General features: G+C 56.7%; 21 protein-coding genes and 1 pseudogene. 13 read left to right on the forward strand and 9 right to left on the reverse strand.

Annotated elements, in window-relative coordinates; all coding sequences use genetic code 11:
* Nucleotides 1–73: 73 nt before the first annotated feature.
* The 3 genes from rsgA (at nucleotide 74) to mscM (ending at nucleotide 5,535) form a co-directional block, all read left to right on the forward strand.
* On the forward strand, nucleotides 74–1,126 hold the full coding sequence (rsgA, locus tag HWQ14_RS02720) for a small ribosomal subunit biogenesis GTPase RsgA (protein ID WP_176608903.1): 1,053 nt from the start codon (nucleotides 74–76) through the stop codon (nucleotides 1,124–1,126).
* Between the two features lie 97 nt (nucleotides 1,127–1,223).
* Nucleotides 1,224–2,192 (forward strand): archaetidylserine decarboxylase, encoded by a 969-nt coding sequence (asd, locus tag HWQ14_RS02725; protein ID WP_176608904.1) that lies wholly within the window; start codon nucleotides 1,224–1,226, stop codon nucleotides 2,190–2,192.
* 19 nt (nucleotides 2,193–2,211) lie between these two features.
* A complete protein-coding gene (mscM, locus tag HWQ14_RS02730; protein ID WP_176608905.1) occupies nucleotides 2,212–5,535 on the forward strand; it encodes a miniconductance mechanosensitive channel MscM in 3,324 nt (1,107 codons plus the stop codon).
* Nucleotides 5,536–5,570: 35 nt separating this feature from the next.
* Here mscM and yjeM read toward each other — a convergent pair.
* Together yjeM and epmA are read right to left on the reverse strand one after the other, a co-directional pair.
* A pseudogene (yjeM, locus tag HWQ14_RS02735) lies at nucleotides 5,571–7,074 on the reverse strand (glutamate/gamma-aminobutyrate family transporter YjeM).
* Nucleotides 7,075–7,269: 195 nt separating this feature from the next.
* Nucleotides 7,270–8,247 carry an elongation factor P--(R)-beta-lysine ligase gene (gene epmA / locus HWQ14_RS02740; RefSeq protein ID WP_176608906.1) on the reverse strand — a complete coding sequence of 326 codons (978 nt, stop codon included), beginning with the start codon at nucleotides 8,245–8,247 and terminating at the stop codon, nucleotides 7,270–7,272.
* Nucleotides 8,248–8,557: 310 nt separating this feature from the next.
* Here epmA and frdA point away from each other — a divergent pair, with 310 nt between their 5' ends.
* Genes frdA through frdD form a run of 4 tightly spaced genes read left to right on the forward strand, consistent with a single transcriptional unit; the run spans nucleotide 8,558 to nucleotide 11,851 of the window.
* Nucleotides 8,558–10,348, forward strand: a complete 1,791-nt coding sequence (frdA, locus tag HWQ14_RS02745; protein WP_148421839.1) for a fumarate reductase (quinol) flavoprotein subunit — start codon at nucleotides 8,558–8,560, stop codon at nucleotides 10,346–10,348.
* Nucleotides 10,341–11,075, forward strand: a complete 735-nt coding sequence (gene frdB, locus HWQ14_RS02750) for a fumarate reductase iron-sulfur protein (RefSeq protein ID WP_148421837.1) — start codon at nucleotides 10,341–10,343, stop codon at nucleotides 11,073–11,075. The genes frdA and frdB overlap by 8 nt, the downstream gene beginning before the upstream one ends.
* Nucleotides 11,076–11,085: 10 nt before the next feature.
* Nucleotides 11,086–11,481 (forward strand): fumarate reductase subunit FrdC, encoded by a 396-nt coding sequence (gene frdC / locus HWQ14_RS02755; RefSeq protein ID WP_176611143.1) that lies wholly within the window; start codon nucleotides 11,086–11,088, stop codon nucleotides 11,479–11,481.
* Between the two features lie 10 nt (nucleotides 11,482–11,491).
* Nucleotides 11,492–11,851 carry a fumarate reductase subunit FrdD gene (frdD, locus tag HWQ14_RS02760; RefSeq protein WP_148421835.1) on the forward strand — a complete coding sequence of 120 codons (360 nt, stop codon included), beginning with the start codon at nucleotides 11,492–11,494 and terminating at the stop codon, nucleotides 11,849–11,851.
* Nucleotides 11,852–11,880: 29 nt separating this feature from the next.
* On the opposite strand, the gene ampR is transcribed toward frdD, so the two are convergent.
* Nucleotides 11,881–12,756, reverse strand: coding sequence for a LysR family transcriptional regulator AmpR (gene ampR, locus HWQ14_RS02765; protein WP_176608907.1), 876 nt, complete (start codon nucleotides 12,754–12,756; stop codon nucleotides 11,881–11,883).
* Between the two features lie 132 nt (nucleotides 12,757–12,888).
* Between ampR and blaACT the strand changes: the two genes are divergently transcribed.
* The gene (gene blaACT, locus HWQ14_RS02770) at nucleotides 12,889–14,034 is read left to right on the forward strand and encodes an ACT family cephalosporin-hydrolyzing class C beta-lactamase (protein ID WP_176608908.1); all 1,146 of its coding nucleotides are present in this window, start codon (nucleotides 12,889–12,891) and stop codon (nucleotides 14,032–14,034) included.
* Nucleotides 14,035–14,126: 92 nt separating this feature from the next.
* Entirely contained in the window at nucleotides 14,127–14,657 is a 531-nt protein-coding gene (locus HWQ14_RS02775; RefSeq protein ID WP_176608909.1) for a lipocalin family protein, read from the forward strand.
* On the opposite strand, the gene sugE is transcribed toward HWQ14_RS02775, so the two are convergent.
* Entirely contained in the window at nucleotides 14,654–14,971 is a 318-nt protein-coding gene (sugE, locus tag HWQ14_RS02780; protein WP_063450951.1) for a quaternary ammonium compound efflux SMR transporter SugE, read from the reverse strand. The two genes, HWQ14_RS02775 and sugE, sit on opposite strands and share 4 nt — an antisense overlap.
* A 262-nt stretch (nucleotides 14,972–15,233) precedes the next feature.
* On the opposite strand from sugE, the gene HWQ14_RS02785 reads away from it, so the two are divergent.
* The gene (locus HWQ14_RS02785; RefSeq protein WP_176608910.1) at nucleotides 15,234–15,833 is read left to right on the forward strand and encodes a helix-turn-helix transcriptional regulator; all 600 of its coding nucleotides are present in this window, start codon (nucleotides 15,234–15,236) and stop codon (nucleotides 15,831–15,833) included.
* 37 nt (nucleotides 15,834–15,870) lie between these two features.
* On the opposite strand, the gene ecnB is transcribed toward HWQ14_RS02785, so the two are convergent.
* The 3 genes from ecnB to efp form a co-directional block, all read right to left on the reverse strand.
* Nucleotides 15,871–16,017 carry a lipoprotein toxin entericidin B gene (ecnB, locus tag HWQ14_RS02790; protein WP_003855942.1) on the reverse strand — a complete coding sequence of 49 codons (147 nt, stop codon included), beginning with the start codon at nucleotides 16,015–16,017 and terminating at the stop codon, nucleotides 15,871–15,873.
* 108 nt (nucleotides 16,018–16,125) lie between these two features.
* Nucleotides 16,126–16,257, reverse strand: a complete 132-nt coding sequence (locus HWQ14_RS02795) for an entericidin A/B family lipoprotein (RefSeq protein WP_148421825.1) — start codon at nucleotides 16,255–16,257, stop codon at nucleotides 16,126–16,128.
* 57 nt (nucleotides 16,258–16,314) lie between these two features.
* The gene (gene efp / locus HWQ14_RS02800; RefSeq protein ID WP_003855940.1) at nucleotides 16,315–16,881 is read right to left on the reverse strand and encodes an elongation factor P; all 567 of its coding nucleotides are present in this window, start codon (nucleotides 16,879–16,881) and stop codon (nucleotides 16,315–16,317) included.
* A gap of 40 nt (nucleotides 16,882–16,921) precedes the next feature.
* On the opposite strand from efp, the gene epmB reads away from it, so the two are divergent.
* Nucleotides 16,922–17,950, forward strand: coding sequence for an EF-P beta-lysylation protein EpmB (gene epmB / locus HWQ14_RS02805; protein WP_148421823.1), 1,029 nt, complete (start codon nucleotides 16,922–16,924; stop codon nucleotides 17,948–17,950).
* A 40-nt stretch (nucleotides 17,951–17,990) separates the two neighbouring features.
* On the opposite strand, the gene HWQ14_RS02810 is transcribed toward epmB, so the two are convergent.
* Nucleotides 17,991–18,344 (reverse strand): DUF4156 domain-containing protein, encoded by a 354-nt coding sequence (locus tag HWQ14_RS02810; protein ID WP_003855938.1) that lies wholly within the window; start codon nucleotides 18,342–18,344, stop codon nucleotides 17,991–17,993.
* A 233-nt stretch (nucleotides 18,345–18,577) separates the two neighbouring features.
* Between HWQ14_RS02810 and HWQ14_RS02815 the strand changes: the two genes are divergently transcribed.
* On the forward strand, nucleotides 18,578–19,225 hold the full coding sequence (locus HWQ14_RS02815; RefSeq protein ID WP_176608911.1) for a nucleoside recognition domain-containing protein: 648 nt from the start codon (nucleotides 18,578–18,580) through the stop codon (nucleotides 19,223–19,225).
* Nucleotides 19,222–19,683 (forward strand): YjiG family protein, encoded by a 462-nt coding sequence (locus HWQ14_RS02820; protein WP_176608912.1) that lies wholly within the window; start codon nucleotides 19,222–19,224, stop codon nucleotides 19,681–19,683. The genes HWQ14_RS02815 and HWQ14_RS02820 overlap by 4 nt, the downstream gene beginning before the upstream one ends.
* 141 nt (nucleotides 19,684–19,824) lie before the next feature.
* Here HWQ14_RS02820 and groL read toward each other — a convergent pair whose 3' ends face one another.
* On the reverse strand, nucleotides 19,825–21,471 hold the full coding sequence (groL, locus tag HWQ14_RS02825) for a chaperonin GroEL (protein WP_015572446.1): 1,647 nt from the start codon (nucleotides 21,469–21,471) through the stop codon (nucleotides 19,825–19,827).
* Between the last annotated feature and the right edge of the window lies 1 nt (nucleotide 21,472).

The following is a 21,472-nucleotide window of genomic DNA, read 5'->3' on the forward strand; positions in this document are numbered from 1 at the left end:
GCAGGTTAACTAGTATTAATTAGAGTGTATCATAGAGGTTTTGCCCGCTACGGGCGACCAGGAGCCAGCGCGATTGAGTAAAAATAAACTCTCCAAAGGGCAGCAGCGCCGCGTGAACGCCAATCACCAGCGCCGTCTTAAAACCACTACGGAGAAGCCCGATTACGACGACAACCTGTTTGGCGAAGCGACAGAAGGCGTTGTGATTAGCCGCTTCGGTATGCACGCCGATGTCGAATCCGCCGACGGGAACATCCACCGCTGCAATATCCGTCGCACCATCCGTTCACTGGTTACCGGTGACCGCGTGGTCTGGCGTCCAGGCAAAGCGGCAGCGGAAGGGGTAACGGTTAAAGGCATTGTTGAGGCCGTACATGAACGCACGTCGGTCCTTACCCGCCCCGATTTCTATGACGGCGTGAAGCCTATTGCCGCCAATATCAACCAGATTGTGATCGTTTCGGCGATTTTGCCCGAGCTTTCGCTCAATATTATCGACCGTTACCTGGTGGCCTGCGAAACCTTGCAGGTTGAGCCGCTTATCGTCCTGAATAAAATCGATCTGCTGGATGACGAGGCCATGGCCTTTGTGAATGAGCAGATGGATATCTACCGCCATATCGGTTATCGCGTACTGATGGTTTCCAGCCGCACCAAAGATGGCCTGAAGCCGCTGGAAGATGCGCTGACGGACCGAATCAGCATCTTTGCAGGGCAATCCGGCGTAGGTAAATCGAGCCTGCTTAACAACCTGCTTGGCCTTCAGCAGGAGATCCTCACTAACGATGTGTCAGACGTCTCCGGCCTCGGCCAGCATACGACCACCGCCTCACGCCTCTACCACTTCCCGCACGGCGGCGACGTGATTGACTCTCCGGGCGTGCGTGAATTTGGTCTCTGGCATCTTGAGCCGGAACAAATCTTCAACGGATTTGTCGAATTCCATGACTATTTAGGCGCTTGCAAATATCGCGACTGTAAACATGACAACGATCCGGGCTGCGCAATCCGCGAAGCGGTAGAGAACGGTGAAATTGCGGAAACCCGTTTCGAAAATTACCACCGTATTCTCGAAAGCATGGACCAGGTAAAAACGCGTAAAAACTTTTCTGATTCTGATAACTGACAACTAAGCTAAGCGTCGCTAAAATCGTCCCCTTTTTTCAGGTTCCGGCGGCGTGCTGCCGGATCAGGAACGACAAAACAATGACCTGGAGGCTACCTTGTTAAACTCATTTAAACTTTCGCTTCAATACATTCTGCCGAAACTGTGGCTCACTCGCCTGGCGGGCTGGGGCGCGAGCAAACGAGCGGGCTGGCTGACCAAACTGGTCATCGATCTGTTTGTGAAATACTACAAGGTCGACATGAAGGAAGCGCAGAAGCCGGATACGGCCAGCTACCGCACGTTTAACGAATTTTTCGTGCGCCCACTGCGCGACGAAGTGCGCCCGCTGAATACCGACCCTAACGTGTTGGTCATGCCTGCGGATGGGGTGATCAGCCAGCTTGGTAAAATTGAAGACGACAAAATTTTGCAGGCGAAAGGCCATAACTACAGCCTCGAAGCGCTGCTGGCCGGGAACTACCTGATGGCGGACCTGTTCCGCAACGGTACGTTCGCCACCACCTATCTCTCCCCGCGCGACTACCACCGCGTTCATATGCCGTGTAACGGTATCCTGCGCGAAATGATCTACGTGCCGGGCGATCTGTTCTCCGTAAACCACCTGACGGCGCAAAACGTCCCTAACCTGTTTGCCCGTAACGAGCGCGTCATCTGCCTGTTCGATACTGAATTTGGCCCAATGGCGCAGATTCTGGTGGGTGCGACCATTGTAGGCAGCATCGAAACCGTCTGGGCGGGCACCATTACGCCGCCGCGCGAAGGCGTGATCAAGCGCTGGACGTGGCCTGCCGGTGAAGCAGAAGGCTCCGTTGCCCTGCTGAAAGGCCAGGAGATGGGCCGCTTCAAGCTGGGCTCAACGGTGATAAACCTGTTCGCACCGGGCAAAGTTAACCTGGTTGATGAGCTTAAGAGCCTGTCAGTGACCAAACTCGGCCAGCCTCTGGCAATCTCTACCGAAACCTTCGTGACGCCGGATGCAGAGCCTGCGCCGCTGTCTGAAGAAGAGATCAAAGCCGAACACGACGCCAGCCCGCTGGTTGACGACAAAAAAGACGAAGGCTAACAACAGAAGGATCGCTGACGTGCGCCCGATTATCGTATTACTGATGGCCTGGTGCCTCAGCATGGGGGCGTACGCAGCGACGGCCCCCGACGCCAAACAGATAGCCCAGGAGCTGGAGCAGGCAAAGGCGGCGAAACCCGCTCAGCCGGAGGCCGTTGAGTCACTCCAGTCTGCACTGAACGCGCTTGAGGAGCGGAAAGGCTCCCTCGAGCGCGCGCAGCAGTATCAGCAGGTTATCGACAATTTCCCTAAACTCTCACAGACCCTGCGTTCGCAGTTAACTAACCTGCGCGATGAGCCACGCGAAGTCCCGGCAGGCATGACCTCCGAGGCGCTGAACCAGGAGATCCTCCAGGTCAGCAGCCAGCTTCTGGAAAAAAGCCGCCAGGCGCAGCAGGAGCAGGAGCGGGCGCGTGAAATTGCCGACTCGCTCAGCCAGCTTCCGCAGCAGCAGACCGATGCCCGCCGTCAGCTGAACGAGGTGGAACGCCGTCTCGGGGCGCAGACAGGCAGCACGCCGCAAAACCAGGCGCAAAATCTTGGGCTACAGGCGGAATCCGCCAGACTCAAAGCGCTGGTCGATGAGCTTGAGCTGGCGCAGCTTTCCGCTAATAACCGCCAGGAGCTGTCGCGTATGCGCTCCGAGCTGGCGCAAAAGCAGAGCGAGCAGCTTGACGCGTATCTCCAGGCCCTCAGAAATCACCTCAACAGCCAGCGTCAGCGTGAAGCTGAACGTGCGCTGGAGAGCACCGAGCTGCTGGCCGAAAACAGCGCAAACCTGCCCGCCGGCATCGTCGATCAGTTTAAGGTTAACCGCGAGCTTTCCGCCGCGCTGAATCAGCAGGCGCAGCGAATGGATTTGGTCGCGTCGCAGCAGCGTCAGGCCACCAATCAGACGCTCCAGGTTCGTCAGGCGCTCAACACGCTGCGCGAGCAGTCCCAGTGGCTTGGCGCGTCGAACCTGCTCGGCGAGGCGTTACGCGCCCAGGTTGCTCGCCTGCCGGAGATGCCAAAACCGCAGCAGCTTGATACCGAAATGGCGCAGCTGCGCGTTCAGCGCCTGCACTATGAAGATCTTCTCAACAAGCAGCCGCAAATCCGCCAGATCCGTCAGGCCGACGGGAAGCCGCTCACCGGCGAGCAGAGCCGTATTCTGGAAGCGCAGCTGCGCACCCAGCGTGAGCTGCTGAACTCTCTGCTACAGGGTGGCGATACGCTGATCCTGGAGCTGACCAAGCTGAAAGTTTCCAATAGCCAGCTGGAGGACGCGCTGAAAGAGGTGAACGAGGCGACGCACCGTTATCTCTTCTGGACGTCTGACGTGCGGCCGATGACCTTCGCCTGGCCGATTGAGATCGTGCAGGATCTGCGCCGCCTCATTTCGCTCGACACCTTTAGCCAGCTGGGCCTCGCCAGCGTGATGATGATTACCAGCAAGGAAACCATCTTCCCGCTGCTGGGGGCATTGATTCTGGTGGGCTTCAGCATATATTCCCGTCGCCACTTCACCCGTTTTCTTGAGCGCTCCAGCGCCCGGGTGGGGAAAGTGACCCAGGACCACTTCTGGCTGACGCTGCGCACGGTGTTCTGGTCGATTCTGGTTGCGTCTCCGCTGCCGGTGCTATGGATGACGCTCGGATACGGCCTGCGCGAAGCCTGGCCTTACCCGCTCGCCGTCGCGATTGGTGATGGCGTGACCGCCACCGTGCCGCTGCTGTGGGTCGTGATGATTTGCGCCACGTTCGCGCGGCCAAACGGTCTGTTTATCGCCCACTTTGGCTGGCCGCGAAACCGCGTTGCGCGGGCGATGCGCTACTACCTGATGAGTATCGGGCTGATTGTGCCGCTGATTATGGCGCTGATCATGTTCGATAACCTCAATGACCGGGAGTTCTCCGGATCGCTGGGGCGCCTGTGCTTTATGCTGATCTGCGGGGCGCTAGCGGTGGTGACGCTCAGCCTGAAGCGCGCCGGGATCCCGCTCTATCTCGATAAGTCCGGCACTGGCGATAACATGTTTAACCGTCTGCTGTGGAACCTGCTGCTCGGCGCGCCGCTGGCGGCGATGCTGGCGGCGGCCGTCGGTTACCTTGCCACGGCGCAGGCGCTGCTCGCCCGTCTGGAAACGTCGGTTGCGATCTGGTTCCTGCTGCTGGTGGTGTACCACGTTATCCGCCGCGGCATGCTGATCCAGCGGCGTCGGCTGGCCTTTGACCGTGCCAAACACCGTCGTGCGGAAATCCTGGCCCAGCGCGCGCGCGGCGAAGAAGAGCCGAACCACGTTAACAGTACCGAGGGGGCGACGGACGCAGATGAAGTCGAACTGGATCTGGATGCCATCAGCACCCAGTCCCTGCGGCTGGTGCGCTCCATTCTCATGCTGGTCGCCCTGCTGTCGGTTATCTTCCTGTGGTCGGAAATCCACTCCGCGTTTGGCTTCCTGGAGAACATCTCTTTATGGGATGTAACCTCTACGGTGCAGGGAGTGGAAAGCCTTGAGCCAATCACCTTAGGCGCCGTGTTGATTGCGATTCTGGTGCTGATCATCACCACGCAGCTGATACGTAACTTCCCGGCCCTGCTGGAGCTGGCGCTGTTGCAGCATCTGGATTTAACCCCCGGCACGGGCTATGCGATCACCACCATCACCAAATACTTAATCATGCTGTTTGGTGGGCTGGTTGGCTTCTCGATGATTGGGATCGAATGGTCAAAGCTGCAATGGCTGGTCGCCGCCCTGACCGTGGGCCTCGGCTTCGGTTTGCAGGAGATCTTTGCCAACTTCGTCTCCGGCCTGATCATTCTGTTTGAAAAGCCGATTCGCATTGGCGATACGGTGACTATTCGCGATTTAACCGGCAGCGTTACCAAGATCAATACCCGCGCAACCACCATCAGCGACTGGGACCGGAAAGAGATCATCGTGCCGAACAAGGCGTTCATCACCGAGCAGTTTATCAACTGGTCGCTGTCTGACTCCGTCACGCGCGTGGTGCTGACCGTACCGGCACCGTCGGATGCCAACAGCGAAGAGGTAACCCAGATCCTCTATACCGCTGCGGAACGCTGTTCTCTGGTGATCGACAACCCGCCACCGGAAGTCTTCCTGGTGGATTTGCAGCAGGGGATCCAGATTTTCGAGCTGCGTATCTACGCCGCGGAGATGGGGCACCGTATGCCGCTGCGCCATGAGATCCACCAGCTGATCCTGGCAGGCTTCCGCGAGCACGGTATTGATATGCCGTTCCCGCCGTTCCAGATGCGTCTGGAAACGCTGGATGGACGCAAAACGGGACGAACGTTAACGTCTGCGGCGCGTTCGCGCCCGGCCGGCAGTCTGTAATCTTTTCCCCCTCCCCGTCGGGAGGGGGTTTTAGCCTACTGCGCGACGTCTGCTACGCAGGCCGTCGGGCGACGGCGGTAATTCTCATAAATCCCCATTGCCAGCAGCGAGAAGAAGATCGGACCGCCGACCATCCACAGCGCGCTGCTCCAGTCACCGGCCTCTGCCACTGGCTGAATAACGGTAAAGATGTTGGCAAACGCCACGACAAGCACCACTACGGTAGTCGCCAGCAGCGTTGCCGTGCGGGTTTTGAAGATCACAAACGGTCGCTCCAGCCCCTGCTTCGCCTTGAAGAAGGGAAACGCCAGCGTCAGGAACAGGTACGGAAGCGTCATCGACACGTTCGCCATCAGGGTTAGCTTGTTGTAGAACGCCGACGCGGTATCCCCGCCAAACGACACCAGCAAAATAAACACGCACACCAGCAGGCACTGCATCCACATGGCGTTTGCGGGCATACCGGCAGTATTTAGCTGCGTTATACAATCAGGCCACAGCGCCTTTGGCGTACCCTGAACGATCGCCTTCAGCGGGGAGTAGATCAGCGTAAAGAACGCGCCGGTATAGGCCAGGAACATCGACAAGCCGGTGATACGCGCAAACCAGATCCCCAGGGTGGCCGAGACTTCCGGCGTCAGGTTCATGGCGTTACCCAGCGTCATCCCCAGGCTTTTCATCAGAACGTAGGTGATGTTGCCGAGGTTGGTGGTGTTGTTGCTCAACACCTGCTGCCAGCTGGTGCTGACGCCCCAGAGGAAAATCGCCAGCGAGTAGCCAATGGAAATGACGATGGCGGCAAAGATAATGCCTCTGGCGAAGTTCTTTTCCGGGTTCTCTGTTTTGTCGACCAGCCCGCCTACGGCTTCAATCCCCCCGTAAGCGAAGATGGCAAATACCACAAAGGAGAGCATGGCCAGCCCGGACTGATAGCCCGGATTAGGTGATGAAACGAAATTCACCTCCTGCGCGAAATGCCCCCCCGTTCAGGCACAGGATGGCGATGCTGGCCAGCAGCAGCACCAGGTTCAGACACATCACTGAAATTCCGCCCACCGCGGTGATACGGGCAATTTTGTTGATGCCTTTCGAGGCGACCAGCGTAACCACCACCATCCAGCACACCGCCAGAATACCGACCACCTGCGTGGAGCTCAGCCCCGCCAGAGACCAGGCCTGGGTTTTATCCGCGCCGAAGAGAAACGTGGAGAACGGCACCCAGACCTTAGCCGCCGTGCTGACCATCCAGACGACGTAGGATGAAAACCACATGAACGTACCGATAAACGCGTAACGGGGCCCGACGCTGTTGTTCATCCACGAATAAATGCCGCCCTCCTCTTTTCGGTAAGCCGAGCCCATCTCCGCCATCATCAGCGCAAACGGGATAAAGAAGAACAGGGCAGAAAGGATATAAAACGGCGTCGCGCTGTAGCCCATCAGATAGAAAGCCGACGGGCTGTTGGCAAAGCCGAACACTGAGGTAAAAATCATGAGGATGAGCCCGGTAAGGGTCATCTTTTTAAGCGAGTGGGACATATAGCCATCCGGTAAGGAAGTAAACTGCGCGGATGGTAGCAGATGACCAGACAAATATTGTGGCTATACGAGTCAAATTAAGAAAAAGACCCGTGTACAGAGAATGTGGCAGTTTTTAATGTTGTTTGCGGAGATGGAAAGGGAAATTGCCGTCTGAAACAGGCCGGGTAAGCGACAGCGCCACCCGGCTAATCTTTAAGCGCGATCGACCGTAAACGCGATCACGTCGCCCAGCTGTTCCGCGCCAAGCGCCAGCATGACCAGACGATCCACGCCCAGCGCCACGCCGGAGCAGTCCGGCAGACCGGCCTTAAGCGCTTCCAGCAGGTTGGTATCAATCGGCTGCTGCGGCAGGCCGCGCGCGTTGCGCTTGCGGTTATCCTGCTCAAAACGCTGCTGCTGTTCACGCGCGTCGGTCAGCTCGTGGAAACCGTTCGCCAGCTCGATGCCTTTGTAATACACCTCAAAGCGCTCCGCCACGCGGTGATCTTCGGTGCTGATCTGCGCCAGCGAGGCCTGGCTGGCCGGGAAGTGATAAACAAACGTCGGACGATCTTTGCCAATCTGGGGTTCAACGCCAAAGGTGAACAGCAGCTGCAGCAGCGTGTCGCGGTCCTCTTCGGTATCCGCCACGTTGCTCAGATCCAGCTTTGCCGCCGCCTCACGCAGCTGGGTTTTATCGGCCGAGAGCGGATCGATTTCCAGATGGCGCTGGAAGGCCTGCTGATAGGAGAGCGTCTCGGCTTCCGCGCAATCCAGCACCTGCTGCAGCAGATCGTCGACTTCGTTCATCAGGCGATACATGTCGTAGTGCGGGCGGTACCACTCCAGCATGGTAAATTCCGGATTGTGGTGGCGGCCCATCTCTTCATTACGGAAGCTACGGCACAGCTGATACACCGGGCCACACCCGGCCGCCAGCAGACGCTTCATATGGTATTCCGGGCTGGTCATCAGATACAGATTCATGCCCTGAGAGTGGCCAGGGCCAACAAAACGGGTTTCAAACGGGACCAGATGAATATCCGTTACCGTTGCCTGACTCATGCACGGCGTTTCCACCTCCAGGACTCCGCGGTCGGCAAAGAAGCGGCGGATCTCCGCCATAATTGCCGCGCGCTTTAACAGGTTTGGAATGGATGCGCTCGGCTGCCAGGTGGCCGTTTCGCTCATGAGTATTTTCTCCGATTTCATACAAGGGCACGAAGTCTACTCGCAAGCCGGAGCAGAGACAAATTTTGCGCAGTAAAAGTCCTTTTTCATTACGCAGAAAAATACTGTGACGAAATTCATTAATCACGATGATAAATCACCGCACAGAACAGCAAAAAAATCGAACACGTCAAATTTCCCTTCCATCTACGCGGTTATACTGTTTTACCCATAAAGGAGCAGTGGAATCGCTTCCGCAACCGCCCGTTCGGGCAGGTGAACGACCTTTAGCTCATCGCGTTGCGGGAAAACAAAAATCTGGAGGAATGTCGTGCAAACTTTTCAAGCCGATCTTGCCGTAATAGGCGCTGGCGGGGCTGGATTACGCGCTGCAATCGCAGCAGCACAAGCCAATCCGAACGCTAAAATCGCACTGATTTCAAAAGTCTACCCGATGCGCAGCCATACGGTGGCCGCAGAAGGAGGGTCCGCCGCCGTCGCGCAGGATCATGACAGCTTCGAATACCATTTCCACGACACGGTTGCAGGGGGCGACTGGCTTTGCGAACAGGATGTCGTTGATTACTTCGTACACCATTGCCCAACGGAAATGACCCAGCTTGAACAGTGGGGTTGCCCGTGGAGCCGACGTCCGGACGGCAGCGTCAACGTCCGCCGCTTCGGTGGAATGAAGATCGAACGCACCTGGTTTGCCGCCGATAAAACCGGCTTCCACATGCTGCACACCCTGTTCCAGACGTCCCTCCAGTTCCCACAAATTCAGCGCTTCGACGAACACTTCGTTCTCGACATTCTGGTGGACGACGGCCAGGCGCGTGGCCTGGTGGCGATGAACATGATGGAAGGCACGCTGGTCCAGATCCGCGCCAGCGCGGTAGTCATGGCGACCGGCGGCGCGGGCCGCGTTTATCGCTATAACACCAACGGCGGCATCGTGACCGGAGACGGTATGGGCATGGCGCTCAGCCACGGCGTGCCGCTGCGCGATATGGAGTTCGTGCAGTATCACCCAACCGGCCTGCCCGGCTCCGGCATTCTGATGACGGAAGGCTGCCGCGGCGAAGGCGGTATTCTGGTCAATAAAAACGGCTATCGCTATTTGCAGGATTACGGCATGGGTCCGGAAACCCCGCTCGGCGAGCCGAAAAACAAATACATGGAGCTTGGCCCGCGCGATAAAGTCTCTCAGGCCTTCTGGCACGAGTGGCGCAAAGGCAACACCATTTCCACGCCGCGCGGCGACGTGGTGCATCTCGACCTGCGTCACCTGGGCGAGAAGAAGCTGCTGGAGCGTCTGCCGTTCATCTGCGAGCTGGCTAAAGCCTACGTGGGTGTCGACCCGGTGAAAGAGCCGATTCCGGTTCGTCCAACCGCGCACTACACCATGGGCGGTATTGAAACCGATCAGCAGTGCGAAACCCGCATCAAAGGGCTGTTTGCGGTGGGCGAATGCTCCTCCGTCGGCCTGCACGGCGCAAACCGTCTTGGGTCTAACTCGCTGGCTGAGCTGGTGGTCTTTGGCCGCATGGCGGGCGAGCGCGCGATGGAGCGTGCCGCAACCGCAGGCGAAGCAAACGGCGCGGCGCTGGATGCGCAGGCCGCAGACGTCGAGAAGCGTCTGAAAGGCCTGGTAAACCAGGAAGGCAACGAAAACTGGTCGAAGATCCGCGACGAAATGGGTCTCTCAATGGAAGAGGGCTGCGGGATCTACCGTACGCCGGAGCTGATGCAGAAAACCGTCGACAAGCTGGCGGAACTGCAGGAGCGCTTCAAGCGCGTGCGCATTACCGACACCTCCAGCGTCTTCAACACCGACCTGCTCTACACCATTGAGCTGGGCCACGGTCTGAACGTCGCGGAGTGTATGGCCCATTCCGCCCTGGCTCGTAAAGAGTCGCGCGGTGCGCACCAGCGCCTGGATGAAGGCTGCACCGAACGTGACGACGTTAATTTCCTTAAACACACTCTCGCCTGGCGCGATGCGGATGGCACCACCCGTCTGGGCTACAGCGACGTGAAAATCACCACGCTGCCACCAGCGAAACGCGTGTACGGTGCAGAAGCAGAAGCCGCCGATAAGAAGGAGAAGGCGAATGGCTGAGATGCAAAAACTGAAAGTTGAAGTGGTGCGCTACAATCCGGAAGTGGACACCGCGCCGCACAGCGCTTTCTATGAAGTCCCTTACGACGAGCAAACCTCCCTGCTGGATGCGCTCGGCTATATCAAAGATAACCTGGCGCCAGACCTGAGCTACCGCTGGTCCTGCCGCATGGCAATCTGCGGCTCCTGCGGCATGATGGTCAACAAGGTGCCGAAGCTGGCGTGCAAAACCTTCCTGCGTGATTACACCAAAGGCATCAAGGTTGAAGCGCTGGGCAACTTCCCGATCGAGCGCGATCTGGTGGTTGATATGACCCACTTTATCGAAAGCCTGGAAGCGATTAAGCCGTACATTATCGGCAACCCGCGCACGCCGGATCAGGGGCCCAACACCCAAACGCCGGCCCAGATGGCGAAATACCATCAGTTCTCCGGCTGCATTAACTGCGGCCTGTGCTACGCCGCCTGTCCGCAGTTTGGCCTGAACCCTGAGTTCATTGGCCCGGCGGCGATCACGCTGGCGCACCGCTACAACGAGGATAGCCGCGACAACGGTAAAAAAGAACGTATGGCGCAGCTTAACAGCCAGAACGGCGTCTGGAGCTGTACTTTTGTGGGCTACTGCTCCGAAGTCTGTCCGAAGCACGTCGACCCGGCCGCCGCCATTCAGCAGGGTAAGGTGGAAAGCTCGAAAGACTTTCTTATCGCCACCCTGAAACCACGCTAAGGAGTGCATGATGACGACTAAACGCAAAGCCTACGTGCGGCCGATGCCGTCCACCTGGTGGAAAAAACTGCCGTTTTATCGCTTCTATATGCTGCGTGAAGGCACGGCAGTTCCTGCGGTCTGGTTCAGCCTCGAACTGATGTACGGCGTTTTTGCCCTCAAGCACGGCCCGGAAGCCTGGACGAGCTTTGTGGGCTTCCTGCAAAACCCAATCATCGTTGTTCTGAACCTGATTGTGCTCGCAGCCGCGCTGCTTCATACCAAAACCTGGTTTGAACTGGCGCCAAAAGCCGCGAACATTATTGTAAAAGGCGAGAAAATGGGACCAGAGCCGGTCATTAAAGGGCTCTGGGGAGTGACGGCAGTGGTCTCTGTAGTCATTCTGTTTGTCGCACTGTTCTGGTAAGGAGACTATTGTGATCAATCCAAATCCAAAACGTTCAGACGAGCCGGTCTTCTGGGGCCTGTTTGGCGCAGGCGGCATGTGGAGCGCCATTATTGCCCCGGTCATCATCCTGCTGGTCGGGATTATGCTGCCGCTGGGGCTGTTCCCGGGCGACGCGCTGAGCTACGAGCGCGTGATGGCCTTTGCGAGCAGCTTTATTGGCCGCGCATTCATCTTCCTGACGATCGTTCTGCCGCTGTGGTGCGGCCTGCACCGTATCCACCATGCGATGCACGATCTGAAAATCCATGTACCGAGCGGTAAATGGGTCTTCTACGGTCTGGCGACCATTCTGACGGTGGTCACGCTGATTGCCGTGGTCACTATCTGAGTGAACAGGCCCGCCATCCGGCGGGCCTTTTATTTTTTCATCTTCTCCACCAGCCACCCGGCAAATTCACGCATGGCAGGGGTTTCCGCCCGCGACTGCAGTCTGGTCAGCCAGTAACTGCCGAGATCGATCTGCGTCGCAAACGGCTGCACAATGCGCTCGCTGGCTAACTGATGGGTAAACATATCGACGGGCGCGATGGCTATGCCCACGCCCGCCTGCGCCGCTTCCAGCATCGTGACTGACGAATCGAACACCATCACACGATGCGTTGGTGAAGGCGGGAGTTCGCCAGCTGCCTGCATCCACGCGCTCCACTCGTCGCGTCGGTAGGAGCGCAGCAGCGTAAACCTGAGGATGTCGGACGGACTGTGCAGTTCGGCGGCGATATCCGGCGTGCACAGCGGCGCGAGCGGCGCATGGCAAAGAAACTCGGCCTCGGTGCCGTGCCACGCCCCTCCACCGTAGCGGATGGTGTAATCAAGACCTTCGGCAGCCGGATCGACGCGGTTGTTATGGGTAGAAAGCTGAAGATCGATGTGCGGATAGCTGCGGCGAAAATCATCCAGACGGGAGAATAAAACGCCGGTCGCGAACGTGCCCACCACGCCGATTTTCAGCTTCTCCTGCGCGCGATGGTTAGCAAAGCGATCCAGCATTCCGGCTATACGGTCAAACGAATCATTCAGCACCGGCAGCAGGTTCTCGCCCTCGGTGGTCAGCATCAGCCCGCGCGAAACGCGGACAAACAGCTGACAGTTCAGATGCTGCTCCAGCGCTTTCACATGCTGGCTAATGGCCGAGTGCGTCACGTTCAGCTCAATGGCCGCATGCGTAAAGCTGAGATGCCTTGCGGCCGCTTCAAAGGCTCGAAGCGAATTAAGGGGGAGATAGCTTCGCGTCATGGCCTCATCCGTTAGAAAAATTAACAGCTAATGCTAAATTTAACCGTTTGTCAGATACAGTCAAATCCAACAGACTAGGCCTGTCTGACGGGCCCGGACATCCCCTTGACTCGCTATTACGGAAGATTACTGATGATGAAAAAATCCCTTTGCTGCGCCCTGCTGCTCGGCGTTTCTTGCTCTGCTCTGGCCGCGCCGGTGTCGGATAAACAGCTGGCGCAGGTGGTCGCGGATACGATTACGCCGCTGATGAAGGCCCAGTCCATTCCCGGCATGGCGGTGGCCGTTATTTATCAGGGTAAACCGCACTACTACACCTTCGGCAAAGCCGACGTCGCGGCCAACAAACCGGTCACCCCAGATACCCTGTTCGAGCTGGGCTCTATAAGTAAAACCTTCACCGGGGTATTGGGTGGGGATGCTGTCGCTCGCGGTGAAATTTCTCTGGGCGATCCGGTGACCAAATACTGGCCTGAGCTGACAGGCAAGCAGTGGCAGGGCATTCGGATGCTGGATCTGGCGACCTACACCGCCGGCGGTTTGCCGCTACAGGTACCGGATGCGGTGACGGATAACGCCTCACTGCTGCGCTTCTATCAACGGTGGCAGCCGCAGTGGAAGCCGGGCACAACGCGTCTTTATGCAAACGCCAGCATCGGCCTGTTCGGGGCGCTGGCGGTTAAACCTTCCGGCATGCGTTACGAGCAGGCAATGACCGAGCGGGTATTTAAACCGCTGGCGCTGCATCACACCTGGATTAACGTTCCAGAAGCGGAAGAGAAAAATTACGCCTGGGGCTACCGTGATGGTAAAGCCGTTCACGTTTCGCCGGGAATGCTGGACGCGGAAGCCTATGGCGTCAAAACCAACGTGCAGGATATGGCAGACTGGGTGATGGCAAACATGGCACCGGAGAAGGTCGCTGACGCCTCACTTAAGCAGGGCATCGCGCTGGCGCAGTCGCGCTACTGGCGGATAGGTTCAATGTACCAGGGTCTGGGCTGGGAGATGCTCAACTGGCCGGTGGAGGCCAAAACGGTGGTCGAGGGGAGTGACGGCAAGGTGGCGCTGGCCGCCTTGCCGGCGGTCGAGGTAGTTCCTCCGGCACCGCCTGTAAAAGCCTCCTGGGTGCACAAAACCGGATCGACTGGCGGGTTCGGCAGCTACGTGGCCTTTATTCCGGAAAAACAGATCGGGATCGTGATGCTGGCGAATAAAAGTTACCCCAACCCGGCGCGCGTTGACGCGGGTTATCGTATTTTGAGCGCGCTGAAGTAAAACACTGCCGGGTAGCGGCTTCACCCTACCCGGCCACATCCACATTTTCCTGCCGTCATCTACACTTAACAAAAAACGGTAAGGAAATTCTTATGCGCATTCTGTCCGTTATTGCCGTCGTGACGGCCGCATTTTTAGCTGTGGCCTGCAGTTCCCCCACTCCCCCGCCCGGCGTTACGGTGGTTAGCAACTTCGACGCACAGCGCTTCCTCGGTACGTGGTATGAAATCGCCCGTATGGATCATCAATTTGAACGCGGTTTAGAGAAAGTCACGGCCACCTACAGCGCGATGGATGACGGCGGGATCCAGGTCGTTAATCGCGGCTATAACCCGGATCGGCAGATGTGGCAGCAGTCGGTTGGTCAGGCCTATTTCACCGGCGCGTCGAACCGCGCCGCGCTGAAGGTCTCCTTCTTCGGCCCGTTCTACGGCGGGTATAACGTCATTGCGCTGGACAGAGAGTACCGCCACGCGCTGATCTGTGGGCCGGATCGCAACTACCTGTGGATCCTCTCCCGCACGCCAGCGATCTCTGCGGAAATGAAGCAGCAGATGCTTAACGTTGCGACCCGGCAAGGGTTTGATGTGACGAAATTAATCTGGGTGAAACAGCCGCATTAGTGCGTGCTGAGTTTTAACCCAATGATACCCGCGACAATCAATGCGAGGCTGGCAATACGCGCCAGGCTCGCGGATTCCCCCAGCAGGAGAATGCCGGTAATGGCAGCGCCTACCGCGCCAATTCCCGTCCAGACAGCGTAAGCCGTCCCTACGGGCAGGGTGCGCATCGACCATGAAAGCATGACGATACTGACAATCATCGCGGCAATGGTAATAACGCTGGGCGTCAGGCGGGTAAAACCGTGGGTGTATTTCAGGCCAATAGCCCATACCACTTCGAGTAAACCGGCAATAACAAGAACGATCCAGGACATAACAGGCTCCTTAACTTAACGACAAGTTGGGGCCGTCCCCGATGAGTGATGCGCTTGCGGGTCGTCCCGCAAGGCAGAGATTGAGCCTCTTATTTTGGTTAGCGAGAAATTTTTTTTCAATCCTTTTCTGCTGAACGCGTTAAGGCAAGAAATAGCCTCTGTAAGGCACGTAGTTCCGGCATTTATAACTCATCCGACTTCTCTATGATGTTAGGCTTTCTGATGGCAGGAAGCCAAACCACTAGCCGACTGCGAATATTTTATGTTCAAAATTCTTTTGGTTGACCGTTGTCACTTCACCCGCACGGGATTTGAAGCATGGCTCAATCATTCCGGCCTGTTTCCGGGTCAATTCGTCGTAACCGGGTTAAATAATCTCTTTCTTGCCAGAGAGCATATTTTGCAATGGAAGCCTTCGCTGGTGATCGCCGATTTATATAGCTTTCGGCAGGATATGCACCACTTCCAGCAGCTCTCTTCCCTGCTGATTGCCAGCGAAACGCTGCCTTTTATACTGCTGCAGCCGGGGCAGGAGCAGGAGATGACGGATTATCTTGCGCATTACCCGGTATGGTCTTCGCTGTCGAAGCATACCGATCTGGAAGGATTAGCGACGGTTATCAATGACGCCCTGACGTCATGCGCCACTGCGGAAATACCAAAAGTTGCGGCACCGCTGCTGACGCGTCAGGAAGAGAGAGTGCTGACTTTGTGGATGGATGGCGCAAGCAACCAGAAGATTGCCAGCAATTTACGTATTAACGGTAAGACGGTATATACGTACAAACGCAACATCCGCATGAAGCTGCATATGGATACGCGCTATTCCCCGTTTTTATCGCTACAGGAAGCGGAGAATTGACGGTACGGTGAAACCAGGCGCCGTACCGTCGCTTTCATTAGTTCTGAGCTTTAGTTGCTGCACCAGAAATAGCGTTACCACCGTCGGAGATATCTTCCCCTACGCCACGGGTGGTGTTACATGCAGTCAGTACCGAAGAAAGCACCAGAACAGAAAAGATCGCTGCAATTGTTTTCTTAACCATAATATCTTCCTTTTATAGCCAAAGTTATTTTGTGTATAGCAACTTAAGAATAGACAAGATCTTGTCGTTTGACGGAAAAGGAAGAATTTTTAGGAAAATTAGACGGAATTAGCTGGCAGCATGGGAAATGATATGGCCGAGATCCTGGATATCTTCACCCACGCCACGCGCGGTGTTGCAACCGGAGAGAATGGCGCCGGAGAGCGCTAACAGAAGCAGAATTTTAACGGTGCGTTTCATCTTCCCTGCCTGCAAAATCAGGCGCAGCGGGCGCTGCGCCTTATATCATCACGTAAATTACTTCACGCGGGATACGTATTCGCCGGAGCGGGTATCCACTTTGATCACTTCACCAATCTGAACGAACAGCGGCACTTTTACCACAGCGCCGGTGGACAGCGTTGCTGGCTTGCCGCCGGTACCTGCGGTATCACCTTTCAGGCCTGGATCGGTTTCAACGATTTCCAGCTCAACGAAGTTCGGAGGCGTAACGGCGATAGGCTGACCATTCCACAGGGTCACGATGCACTCAGCCTGATCCAGCAGCCATTTGGCGTTGTCGCCAATCGCTTTCGCGTCAGCAGACAGCTGCTCGAAGGTTTCGTTGTTCATGAAGTGCCAGAACTCACCGTCGTTGTACAGGTAAGTCAGGTTCATATCGACAACATCAGCGCCTTCAGCGGAGTCAGTAGATTTGAAGGTTTTCTCAACACGGGTACCGGTCAGGAGGCGGCGCAGCTTAACGCGCGCAAATGCCTGGCCTTTACCTGGTTTAACGAATTCGCTGGCTTCAACCGCGTACGGTTCGCCGTCCATCATGATTTTAAGACCAGCACGAAAATCGTTGCTATAGTACGTTGCCATAAGGCCCTCTAAATTTGTTAACTGGTAGCTAAGCCACAAAATGGCGCATATTGTAACCCTAAACACCCCGTCCAGAGAAGATTGGTTATCGCAACTTGCCGATGTAATCACCAGTCCTGATGAATTGCTGCGTCTTTTAGACCTCGAACAGCATGAAACGTTGCGTGCAGGCCGTGAGGCGAAGCGCCTTTTCGCCCTGCGCGTTCCCCGCGCGTTTGTTGCCCGCATGGAAAAAGGGAATCCCGACGATCCATTGCTTAAACAAACGCTTACCTCTCAGGACGAGTTTATTACGGCACCAGGATACAGCACCGATCCTCTGGAAGAGCAGAACAGTGTGGTACCGGGGTTGCTGCATAAATATCGCAACCGTGCCCTGCTGCTGGTAAAGGGCGGCTGCGCGGTAAATTGTCGCTATTGCTTCCGTCGTCACTTCCCGTATGCCGAAAATCAGGGCAACAAGCGCAACTGGCAGGTGGCGCTGGACTACATCGCGGCGCACCCGGAGCTGGATGAGATCATCTTCTCCGGCGGCGATCCGCTGATGGCTAAAGATCATGAGCTAGACTGGCTGCTGACTCAGCTTGAGTCCGTTCCGCACGTTAAGCGTCTGCGCATTCACAGCCGTCTGCCGATCGTGATCCCGGCGCGTATTACCGACGCGCTGGTCACGCGCCTCGAACAGTCCCGTTTGCAGGTGCTGCTGGTGAACCATATCAACCATGCGAATGAAATTGACGCAGACTTTCGTGCATCGATGGCGCGTCTGCGAAAGGCGGGCGTCACGCTGCTCAACCAGAGCGTACTGCTGCGCGGCGTAAACGACAGCGCCCGCGTGCTGGCCGATCTCAGCAATGCCTTATTTGATGCGGGCGTGATGCCGTATTACCTGCACGTTCTGGATCGCGTACAGGGTGCGGCACACTTCATGGTGACGGATGACGAGGCCCGACAGATTATGCGCGAGCTGTTAACGCTGGTTTCAGGTTATATGGTGCCGAAGCTGGCACGCGAGATTGGCGGAGAGCCGAGCAAGACGCCGCTGGATTTGCAGCTTAGGCAACGCTAGCTTACCTAACCCTCTCCCTGCGGGGAGAGGGAAAAGGCTATCAGTTCGGGCACTTATAGACCTGGCCGTTCATCTGGCTGGCGGTCGGCACAAAGCTGGACAGCATCCCCTGCGTCGGGCTGCTTACGCCGTAAATCACGTTACCGCCCATTGCCGCAGCTTGATTACGCAGGGCGTTGGCCGCACCGCGCATAGAGCCGCCCTCTTCGCCGTGCTGTCCCGACATCCAGTTGCTTTGCTCGCCGGTGGCGGTGCCTAACAGCTGGCATTCGCTGCCCGGCTTATCTTCCACAAAGCGAACGCTCTGGCCCGCTGCCGTCAGCTCATTGCTGGTGCTACAACCCGCCAGCAGCAATGCTGCACCTACAATCCCTGCACAGACTTTTATGCGCATGTTATTCCTCGTTTTCAATAAGCTGGACAGTAGTTGTCCGCGTGTAAACCTTATACTAAAAAGATGACCAAAAGAAAAATGCTGAGCATTTCTGCGAGCCAGATTCCGCCCGGCACTCCTCCGACATCTTAAATGAATTCTGATAATAACCTTTGGGATATCGTGTTTTAGCCCCCGATCGTTTTTAGTGGTGCGACGTACAACTTTTGTACGCGACTAAAACGGGGGGTTTCATGAGTGCATCATCCTCAGGAGAGGAAAAAGTAACATGGGTGGGCTATCTGGCGTTCGTGCTCACCATCGTATTTTTCTCAGGCTTTTTCGCTAAAAGCACCGAATGGTGGCGGGTGCTGGATTTTACCGTCTTAAACGGCAGCTTTGGGCCGGTGAGCGGCGCGCTAACGTTTCGCGGCGAGGGCGGCTCGGGGGCGAAAGACGGTTTCTTGTTTGCCCTTGAGCTGGCGCCGTCGGTCATTTTATCGCTCGGGATCATTGCCGTCACCGAAGGGCTGGGCGGGCTGCGTGCCGCCCAAAAGCTTATGACGCCCGTTTTGCGCCCGCTGCTTGGCGTGCCGGGCATTTGCTCTCTGGCGCTTATCGCCAACCTGCAAAACACCGATGCTGCCGCAGGGATGACCAAAGAGTTGACCGACGAAGGGGCGATAACGGACCATGAGCGCGCCATTTTCGCCACCTTCCAGACCAGCGGCAGCGCCATTATTACTAACTACTTTTCTTCCGGAGCAGCCCTCTTTGCCTTCATTACCGTCCCGGCGATCGCGCCGCTGGCGGTCATTCTGGTATTCAAATTTGTTGGCGCCAACTTCCTGCGGCTGTGGATCGCCCACATGGAACATCGTCGTATTCAGGAGGAAAAATGATCGCCCAGCCGCGTAAAAATATGATGGACATGTTTATCGATGGCGCCCGCCGCGGCTTCACCATCGCCACCACCAGCCTGCTGCCGAACGTGGTTATGGCGTTTGTCCTCATTCAGGCGCTCAAGGTCACTGGCCTGCTGGATGTTGTCGGCAGGATATGCGAGCCGATTATGGCGCTGTGGGGACTTCCGGGCGCGGCGGCGACGGTCCTTCTTGCCTCGGTGATGAGTATGGGCGGCGGCGTGGGGGTTTGCGCCAGCCTGGTCGTCGCCGGCACGCTCAGCGGCCATGATGCCACCATCCTGCTGCCCGCCATCTACCTGATGGGCAATCCGGTGCAAAACACGGGCCGCTGCCTCGGCACCGCGGGCGTGAACCCGAAATATTACCCGCACATAATTACTCTCTGCGTCATTAATGCCCTGCTCTCAATGTGGGTGATGCAGCTACTCTTCTGAGGAGATAAAAATGGATTTTTCAGTGCCGGAATCCCCGCTTTTACGCTATGCACATCTTGTTTGAGTAACGGCTCGACGGGCAATAAAAAACCCCGGACATCGCTGCCCGGGGTTCGTTCTGAGAGGTTCAGAACAACATGATTACATCATGCCGCCCATTCCACCCATGCCGCCCATACCGCCAGCAGCACCTAAGTCAGGCGCGTCGCCTTTAGGCAGGTCGGTTACCATGCACTCGGTAGTGATCATCAGGCCAGCTACAGATGCCGCGTACTGCAGAGCAGAACGGGTAACTTTAGTTGGATCCAGGATACCGAAGTCGATCATGTTGCCGTATTCTTCCGTTGCAGCGTTGTAACCGTAGTTACCTTCACCCGCCTTCACGTTGTTCGCTACCACAGACGGCTCTTCACCGGCGTTGGATACGATCTGACGCAGAGGAGCTTCCATCGCGCGCAGCGCAACTTTGATACCCACGTTCTGGTCTTCGTTCTGAGCGGTCAGGCCAGCCAGTTTAGCGGCTACACGCACCAGCGCGACACCACCACCAGCAACCACGCCTTCTTCTACCGCAGCACGGGTCGCGTGCAGGGCATCGTCAACGCGAGCTTTCTTCTCTTTCATTTCAACTTCGGTTGCAGCACCCACTTTGATTACCGCAACGCCGCCTGCCAGTTTCGCCACGCGCTCCTGCAGTTTTTCACGGTCGTAATCGGAAGTTGCTTCTTCGATCTGCTTGCGGATCTGACCAACGCGGCCCTGAATAGCGGCTTCTTCACCCACACCGTCGATGATGGTGGTGGTGTCTTTGTTGATCACAACGCGTTTCGCCTGGCCCAGGTCTTCCAGGGTCGCTTTTTCCAGCTCCATACCGATCTCTTCAGAGATCACGGTACCACCGGTCAGGGTAGCGATATCCTGCAGCATCGCTTTACGGCGATCGCCGAAGCCAGGTGCTTTAACCGCAGCCACTTTCACGATGCCGCGCATGGTGTTGACCACCAGCGTTGCCAGCGCTTCGCCTTCAACATCTTCAGCGATGATAACCAGCGGCTTGCCTGCTTTCGCAACGGCTTCCAGTACTGGCAGCATTTCGCGGATGTTGGAGATTTTCTTGTCAGCCAGCAGGATGAACGGGCTTTCCAGCTCAACGGCGCCAGTTTCTGGCTTGTTGATGAAGTATGGGGACAGGTAACCGCGGTCGAACTGCATACCTTCAACCACGTCCAGTTCGTCTTCCAGACCGGTACCGTCTTCAACGGTGATAACGCCTTCTTTACCGACTTTATCCATCGCTTCAGCGATCAGTTTACCTACGGTTTCGTCGGAGTTAGCGGAGATGGTACCAACCTGAGCAATAGCTTTAGAGTCAGAGCACGGTACGGACAGCGCTTTCAGTTCTTCAACAGCGGACGCGACAGCTTTGTCGATACCACGTTTCAGATCCATTGGGTTCATGCCCGCAGCAACAGCTTTCAGGCCTTCGGTGATGATCGCCTGCGCCAGTACGGTCGCGGTGGTGGTACCGTCACCTGCTGCATCGTTCGCTTTAGAGGCAACTTCTTTCACCATCTGCGCACCCATGTTTTCGAACTTGTCTTCCAGCTCGATTTCACGTGCAACAGAAACACCATCTTTGGTGATGGTTGGCGCGCCGAAGGATTTATCCAGCACTACGTTACGGCCTTTCGGGCCCAGGGTGACTTTCACTGCGTCTGCCAGTACGTTTACGCCGCGGAGCATTTTTACACGAGCGTCGTTACCGAATTTTACGTCTTTAGCTGCCATG

Origin of the sequence: Enterobacter cloacae (assembly GCF_013375935.1) — a bacterium.
Lineage (GTDB): Bacteria > Pseudomonadota > Gammaproteobacteria > Enterobacterales > Enterobacteriaceae > Enterobacter > Enterobacter pasteurii.

Excerpts from the sequence above, each read along its gene's own strand:
- efp (WP_003855940.1), bottom strand. The coding sequence starts at position 16,881 with ATGGCAACGTACTATAGCAACGATTTTCGTGCTGGTCTTAAAATCATG.
- ampR (WP_176608907.1), bottom strand. The coding sequence starts at position 12,756 with ATGACGCGAAGCTATCTCCCCCTTAATTCGCTTCGAGCCTTTGAAGCG.
- HWQ14_RS02810 (WP_003855938.1), bottom strand. The coding sequence starts at position 18,344 with ATGCGCATAAAAGTCTGTGCAGGGATTGTAGGTGCAGCATTGCTGCTG.
- epmA (WP_176608906.1), bottom strand. The coding sequence starts at position 8,247 with ATGAGCGAAACGGCCACCTGGCAGCCGAGCGCATCCATTCCAAACCTG.
- HWQ14_RS02795 (WP_148421825.1), bottom strand. The coding sequence starts at position 16,257 with ATGAAACGCACCGTTAAAATTCTGCTTCTGTTAGCGCTCTCCGGCGCC.
- sugE (WP_063450951.1), bottom strand. The coding sequence starts at position 14,971 with ATGTCCTGGATCGTTCTTGTTATTGCCGGTTTACTCGAAGTGGTATGG.
- groL (WP_015572446.1), bottom strand. The coding sequence starts at position 21,471 with ATGGCAGCTAAAGACGTAAAATTCGGTAACGACGCTCGTGTAAAAATG.
- HWQ14_RS02775 (WP_176608909.1), top strand. The coding sequence starts at position 14,127 with ATGCGCATTCTGTCCGTTATTGCCGTCGTGACGGCCGCATTTTTAGCT.
- HWQ14_RS02785 (WP_176608910.1), top strand. The coding sequence starts at position 15,234 with ATGTTCAAAATTCTTTTGGTTGACCGTTGTCACTTCACCCGCACGGGA.
- HWQ14_RS02820 (WP_176608912.1), top strand. The coding sequence starts at position 19,222 with ATGATCGCCCAGCCGCGTAAAAATATGATGGACATGTTTATCGATGGC.
- epmB (WP_148421823.1), top strand. The coding sequence starts at position 16,922 with ATGGCGCATATTGTAACCCTAAACACCCCGTCCAGAGAAGATTGGTTA.
- ecnB (WP_003855942.1), bottom strand. The coding sequence starts at position 16,017 with ATGGTTAAGAAAACAATTGCAGCGATCTTTTCTGTTCTGGTGCTTTCT.
- frdB (WP_148421837.1), top strand. The coding sequence starts at position 10,341 with ATGGCTGAGATGCAAAAACTGAAAGTTGAAGTGGTGCGCTACAATCCG.
- HWQ14_RS02815 (WP_176608911.1), top strand. The coding sequence starts at position 18,578 with ATGAGTGCATCATCCTCAGGAGAGGAAAAAGTAACATGGGTGGGCTAT.
- blaACT (WP_176608908.1), top strand. The coding sequence starts at position 12,889 with ATGATGAAAAAATCCCTTTGCTGCGCCCTGCTGCTCGGCGTTTCTTGC.
- frdC (WP_176611143.1), top strand. The coding sequence starts at position 11,086 with ATGACGACTAAACGCAAAGCCTACGTGCGGCCGATGCCGTCCACCTGG.